A 5,255-nucleotide genomic window follows, 5' to 3' on the forward strand; every position below is an offset into this window, starting at 1 on the left:
CGACATGCTCAGCCACAGGTCAACTCGTCGATCGTGTCCTGATCGTCGAGTTTGACGTTGAGGCGATCCGCACGGTAATCCATCGTCACCGCCTGGTCGGGACGAATGACGCGGACGCGATCGGCATCACTGTCGGTTTCCAACTGTGCCACTGTCGCCTCGTCGGCATGCTGACCGATGTAGTCTTGCAACGTGTCGGCGCCACAGGCGTCGTCTTGCGACATCGACGGCGGCGGTGGTGCCTCGTCCGGTGCCGGGCTGCCGGCACATCCCGCCAGCAGGAACGCTGCCATTGCACCACCAAGAGCGCGTTTACGCATGTCGTTTCCTCTTCGTTCGATGGCTTCGTTGAACAGCGTATACAAGCGTTGCGCTAGAGGCCAGACGCATTCCCTCTCGCTGCGCGAGCCGAGAATGCTAGACTCAAGGTTTGAGCCGTCGCGACGCCCGTCATTTCCAAGGAGCCAGGAATCATGCAAGGAACCTTCAAGTATTTCTCTACCGCCGTGCTCGGCCTGGCCACCGGAGCGGCGTTGTCGTTGACGCCGGCGTTCGCCGACGAGCCGGTGCGCGTCTCGTCGAAGATCGATACCGAGGGCGCCTTGCTCGGCAACATGATCGTCCAGCGCCTGGAGCAGGCCGACATTCCCGTCGAAGACCAACTGCAGCTCGGCCCGACCAATATCGTGCGCAGTGCCTTGCTCGAAGATGAGATCGACCTGTATCCCGAATATACTGGCAACGGGGCGTTTTTCACGCAAACCACCGATGACGATGCGTGGAAACGCTCGGGCGAGGGTTACGAAAAGATTCGCGCCTACGACAAGGAACACAACGACGTGATATGGCTCACTCCGGCGCCAGCCAACAACACCTGGGCCATCGCATTGCGCCGTGACGTCGCCAACGAGCACGATCTTTCCACTATGGAGGATTTCGCCGCCTGGATACGCGATGGCGGTGAGATCAAGCTGGCCGGCTCCGCCGAATTCGTGGAAAGCGATGCCGCTTTGCCCAGCTTCCAGCGTTCCTACGATTTCAAGCTCGACCAAGACCAATTGCTGGTACTCTCCGGTGGCAACACGGCGGCAACCATTCGCGCCGCCGCCGAGAACACCAGCGGTACCAATGCCGCCATGGTCTATGCCACCGATGGCGCCATTCCCGCCGCCGACCTCAAAGTCATGGACGACACCCAAGGCGTCCAGATGGTCTACGAGCCAGCACCGGTGATCCGTCAAGCCACGCTCGAGGCCTATCCGCAAATCCCCGAGTTGCTCGAACCGCTTTTCGAAGGACTAGACCGGGAAACCTTGCAGTCGCTCAACCGTCGCATTCAGGTCGATGGTGAACCAGCTAGCGATGTCGCCGAGGACTATCTGGAATCACAAGACCTGCTCGACTGACGGTTACCGGTGTCTGTTTCTCACGTGCCCACGAGCGACGCGGCCAGCGCTCGCCTGGTGGCCAATCGCGTCCTGGTCACGCTGCTATGCGCAGGGCTCCTGGCGGCCTGGCTATTGCCCTTCGCCACGATGTCGCCCAACCGCTTGGCCTCCGGGCAAACCGTCGGTTTGAGCGAGGCGTTATCAGCCTGGCAGGTGATCGCTCTTCTAGCCCTGAGCGCGGTGCTGGCCGTGACGGCGCTAAGACGCCCGCTACCGCGCGAGCTTGCCCATAGCGTGGTCTTGCTTGCCAGCCTGGGGCTGTTACTGATCACGCTGTATAGCCTGGGCGACTATGCGCAACGCACGCTGGTCGAAAAATCGCCGTCGGCGCGGGTCTCGCAGGGGTCGGCCTTCTGGGTGATGGTATTCTGCTGCGCCTTGGCAGCCATCGATGCCTTTCAGCGCGCCTCCAGCGGCTGGCTGCTGCGCCTGGGTTACATGCTGATCGCTGGGGGAAGCGTGGCGATGCTGTTCGCAAGCGGCCATTTCGACGATCTGTCGATCATGCGCGAATACGCCAACATCCGCGACAACTTCGCTGATCAGTTCATCACGCACTTGGTGCTGGTGGGCTCCGCGCTGGGGCCGGCGTTACTCATCGGCGTTCCACTTGGCCTGCTGGCCCATCGCCGCGTGCGCCTGCAGGGAACGCTTTTCAGCGTGCTCAATTTCTTCCAGACGATTCCCTCGATTGCCCTGTTCGCCCTGCTCGTCGCGCCGCTTTCGGCACTCGGCAACGCCTTCCCATTGCTCGGCGAATGGGGCGTCAAAGGCATCGGTGCCGCACCGGCCATCATCGCCCTGGTGATGTACGCGCTGCTGCCCGTGGTGCGCAATACCTACGCCGGGCTCAAGGGCGTCCCGCCCGCCACCGTGGAAGCGGCCCGCGGCATGGGCATGACCGCGCGTCAGGTGCTATGGCGAGTGGAGATCCCCTTGGCATTGCCGGTCATGCTCTCAGGGCTACGCATCGTCACCGTACAGGCCATCGGCCTGACCGTGGTGGCGGCGCTGATCGGTGCCGGGGGGCTGGGCGCCTTTATCTTCCAGGGCCTCGGTCAATATGCCATCGACCTGGTCCTGCTCGGCGCGATACCCACCATCGTGCTGGCAGTGATCGCCGATTTCACGCTGCAGATGCTGGTCGTGCTGAGCAAGCCGGCCGGCACCCGCCGATAGGTAGCACCGATGATAGAACTCCAGGGATTGACCAAACGGTATGGCGAAACACGCGTCGTCGATGACATCTCGCTGACCGTGGAACAGGGCGAATTCTGTGTCCTCATTGGCCCATCGGGGTGCGGCAAATCGACCACGCTGAAGATGATCAATCGCCTGATCGCGCACAGCGAGGGAAAAATCCTGTTGGGTGGCGAGGATATCACCACCCTGCCGCCTGAACGCCTGCGCCGGCGTATCGGCTACGCCATCCAGTCGATCGGATTATTCCCGCACTGGCGCGTCGCGGACAACATCGCCACCGTGCCCAGGCTACTCAAGTGGCCGGCGTCACGCATTGCCGAGCGCGTCGACGAATTGCTGGCACTTTTTCAGCTCGATGATGAAGGATTGCACGACAAGTATCCGCATCAACTCTCTGGCGGTCAGGCGCAGCGTGTCGGTGTGGCCCGTGCCCTGGCCGCCGATCCTGACGTGCTCCTGATGGACGAGCCCTTCGGTGCCGTCGACCCCCTGACGCGCGATACCCTGCAGGCCGAGTTGGCACGCGTGCACCGCCAAACCGGCAAGACCATCGTCTTCGTCACCCATGACATGGACGAAGCCTTGCGCCTGGCCTCCCGCGTGGCACTGCTCAATGCCGGCCAGTTGGTGCAATACGACCGTCCGGCAGAGCTTCTCGTCGCGCCCGCCAACGATTTCGTGCGCGACTTCATCGGGCGCGCCGACTTAGGGCTCAAACTGCTCTCGCGGCGCCGGGTCGAGGCGTATTGCCGGCCCGCCCAGCGCACGCGCAACAATGCCATCGCCAGCGCGCCTATCACCTGGCAGGTGGATGCCGATGACCGCCCCATGGCGCTGCTGGGCGGCCGCCTGGGCGAATCCGACATAGCTCGCACGGTGGTCAATACCGAGTGGACCGCCACGCCGGAGATGTCGATGAAGGAGGCCTTGTCACGCATGGTGTGGTTTCGCGTGACGGCCTTGCCGGTGCTCGATGGCGAGGGACGCCTGCTGGGCGAGGTGACGATGTCGGGCGTCATGGGGCATCGCTCATGAACGTAGGTGCACTGTCTCGTCCACCTTCCTCGCGCCGTGCTTTGCTGATCTCGCTCAGCGCCTTGTTGATCGCGCTGGTGGTGGGCATGGAGCAGTTGGCGCCACTGTTTCGGGCGTTGTTTCCCGACCAGGATCCGGCGATGTATCAGCGCGAGAGCTTTCTCGATCTGACGCTCGCCCACCTCGCCCTAGTGCTGGTGTCCTCGCTCATCTCGGTGAGTGTCGGCGTTGCAGCGGGGCTATTCGTCACGCGGCCGGCAGGGCGCGAGTTCGAGCCCTTGGTGTCGACGCTGGCCGCCATCGGCCAGACCTTTCCCCCGGCAGCGGTGCTGGCAATCGTCGTGCCAGTCGCCGGGTTCGGCTTCGTCCCCACCTTGGTGGCGCTGGTACTCTATGGCCTCTTGCCCGTGGTGCAAAACACTGTCGCCGGTCTGGGTACGGTGCCCTCGCAAATGCTCGAGGCCGCGCGCGGCAACGGCATGAACGCCTGGCAGATCCTGTGGCACATCGAGCTTCCCCTGGCAATGCGGGTCATCATCGCCGGCGTGCGCGTCTCGGTGATCATCAATATCGGCACAGCGACGATCGGCTCCACGGTCGGTGCCAAAACGCTGGGCACACCGATCATCGCCGGTCTGGTCGGCAACAATCTACCGTACGTGATTCAAGGGGCGGTACTGGTGGGCCTGCTGGCTATCGTCACCGACCTGGCGTTCGAACGGCTGGAGCAACGCTTCTCGTTCGGCGATAGCAGGGCGGCGTCATGAACAGGATATCCAGCGAACCAAGGTAAGCGGCATCGCGGGGAGGGGAAACGACAAGACCGCCGCCTTCGAAGGCGGCGGTCTAAATACCTTAATTGGCGGCGTCTTGCACTTCTTCGCCACCTTGCTCGATGTCTTCACCTGCACCTTCAAACGTATTGCAGCCACTGATAGCACCAGCGGTGAACATCAGCAGCAGGGAAAAAGCCAGCATCCGTTTCATAGTCGTGTCTCCTTCACGGTATCAAGCGGGAAAAATCCCGCGGGTCCAGACCCATTTCTTGGGTAATCTTATCCGCCATACAGGCGGGACGACCACAACTTAGCAAAGCTAGCAGCACTGTGCATCCTTGCATCCTTTCCAGGATTCAGTTGGTTGCGGCATCCTGCATCGCTTCACCGCCACGCTCGATATCCTCGCCCGCGCCGTGGATGGTGTTACAGCCACTCAGCACCGCCAACAACAAAAGCCCCAAGATCGCAATCGATGTACGCTTCATGCGTTTTCTCCGGAAAGCACCGCTCACTCAGCGAGAGGCACGGCCCCATGCCGTGTAACCTAACGTTAGCATAGCCAGACACTTTACGACGATTTTCAGGAGCGCCGCACATGACCGATTTCACCCTGCATCCACGCTTGGCGGCCGACTCGCACTACGTCGCCGACCTGTCTCTGTGCCAGGTACGCCTGAACGACGACGCGCGCTATTCCTGGCTAGTGCTGATCCCCCGTCGCGACGATATCCGCGAAGTCTACGAACTCTCCGCCGACGATCAGGCCACGATGTGGCAGGAAGCCACCGAG

The 5,255-nt window shown here is 62.2% G+C and carries 8 protein-coding genes; 5 read left to right on the forward strand and 3 right to left on the reverse strand.

What is annotated here, in order from left to right:
- Nucleotides 1-8: 8 nt before the first annotated feature.
- Complete coding sequence (locus OP495_RS16385; RefSeq protein ID WP_280563570.1) at nucleotides 9-320, reverse strand: I78 family peptidase inhibitor; 312 nt, start codon at nucleotides 318-320, stop codon at nucleotides 9-11.
- Between the two features lie 153 nt (nucleotides 321-473).
- Here OP495_RS16385 and OP495_RS16390 point away from each other — a divergent pair, with 153 nt between their 5' ends.
- From OP495_RS16390 to OP495_RS16405, 4 genes are read left to right on the forward strand one after another with little or no spacing between them, the layout of a single operon-like run.
- Nucleotides 474-1,406: an ABC transporter substrate-binding protein gene (locus tag OP495_RS16390; RefSeq protein WP_280570776.1), complete on the forward strand. Its 933-nt coding sequence runs from the start codon at nucleotides 474-476 to the stop codon at nucleotides 1,404-1,406.
- Between the two features lie 24 nt (nucleotides 1,407-1,430).
- Nucleotides 1,431-2,627, forward strand: a complete 1,197-nt coding sequence (locus OP495_RS16395) for an ABC transporter permease (protein WP_280570778.1) — start codon at nucleotides 1,431-1,433, stop codon at nucleotides 2,625-2,627.
- Nucleotides 2,628-2,636: 9 nt separating this feature from the next.
- Nucleotides 2,637-3,686, forward strand: coding sequence for an ABC transporter ATP-binding protein (locus tag OP495_RS16400; RefSeq protein WP_280570779.1), 1,050 nt, complete (start codon nucleotides 2,637-2,639; stop codon nucleotides 3,684-3,686).
- Nucleotides 3,683-4,453: an ABC transporter permease gene (locus tag OP495_RS16405; protein ID WP_280570781.1), complete on the forward strand. Its 771-nt coding sequence runs from the start codon at nucleotides 3,683-3,685 to the stop codon at nucleotides 4,451-4,453. Before OP495_RS16400 ends, OP495_RS16405 begins: the two co-directional genes overlap by 4 nt.
- 88 nt (nucleotides 4,454-4,541) lie before the next feature.
- Here the strand turns inward: OP495_RS16405 and OP495_RS16410 are convergent, their stop codons facing one another.
- Together OP495_RS16410 and OP495_RS16415 are read right to left on the reverse strand one after the other, a co-directional pair.
- Entirely contained in the window at nucleotides 4,542-4,673 is a 132-nt protein-coding gene (locus OP495_RS16410; RefSeq protein WP_280563575.1) for an entericidin A/B family lipoprotein, read from the reverse strand.
- Between the two features lie 145 nt (nucleotides 4,674-4,818).
- Nucleotides 4,819-4,950: an entericidin A/B family lipoprotein gene (locus tag OP495_RS16415; protein ID WP_247639881.1), complete on the reverse strand. Its 132-nt coding sequence runs from the start codon at nucleotides 4,948-4,950 to the stop codon at nucleotides 4,819-4,821.
- Between the two features lie 110 nt (nucleotides 4,951-5,060).
- Between OP495_RS16415 and OP495_RS16420 the strand changes: the two genes are divergently transcribed.
- The coding region (locus OP495_RS16420) for an HIT domain-containing protein (RefSeq protein ID WP_280570782.1) at nucleotides 5,061-5,255 on the forward strand (195 nt) is incomplete at its 3' end.

The organism is Chromohalobacter sp. 296-RDG, assembly GCF_029889885.1.
In the GTDB taxonomy this organism is placed as follows: domain Bacteria; phylum Pseudomonadota; class Gammaproteobacteria; order Pseudomonadales; family Halomonadaceae; genus Chromohalobacter.

Coding starts and splice junctions, on each gene's coding strand:
- OP495_RS16385 (WP_280563570.1), bottom strand. CDS start 320: ATGCGTAAACGCGCTCTTGGTGGTGCAATGGCAGCGTTCCTGCTGGCG.
- OP495_RS16390 (WP_280570776.1), top strand. CDS start 474: ATGCAAGGAACCTTCAAGTATTTCTCTACCGCCGTGCTCGGCCTGGCC.
- OP495_RS16400 (WP_280570779.1), top strand. CDS start 2,637: ATGATAGAACTCCAGGGATTGACCAAACGGTATGGCGAAACACGCGTC.
- OP495_RS16405 (WP_280570781.1), top strand. CDS start 3,683: ATGAACGTAGGTGCACTGTCTCGTCCACCTTCCTCGCGCCGTGCTTTG.
- OP495_RS16410 (WP_280563575.1), bottom strand. CDS start 4,673: ATGAAACGGATGCTGGCTTTTTCCCTGCTGCTGATGTTCACCGCTGGT.
- OP495_RS16415 (WP_247639881.1), bottom strand. CDS start 4,950: ATGAAGCGTACATCGATTGCGATCTTGGGGCTTTTGTTGTTGGCGGTG.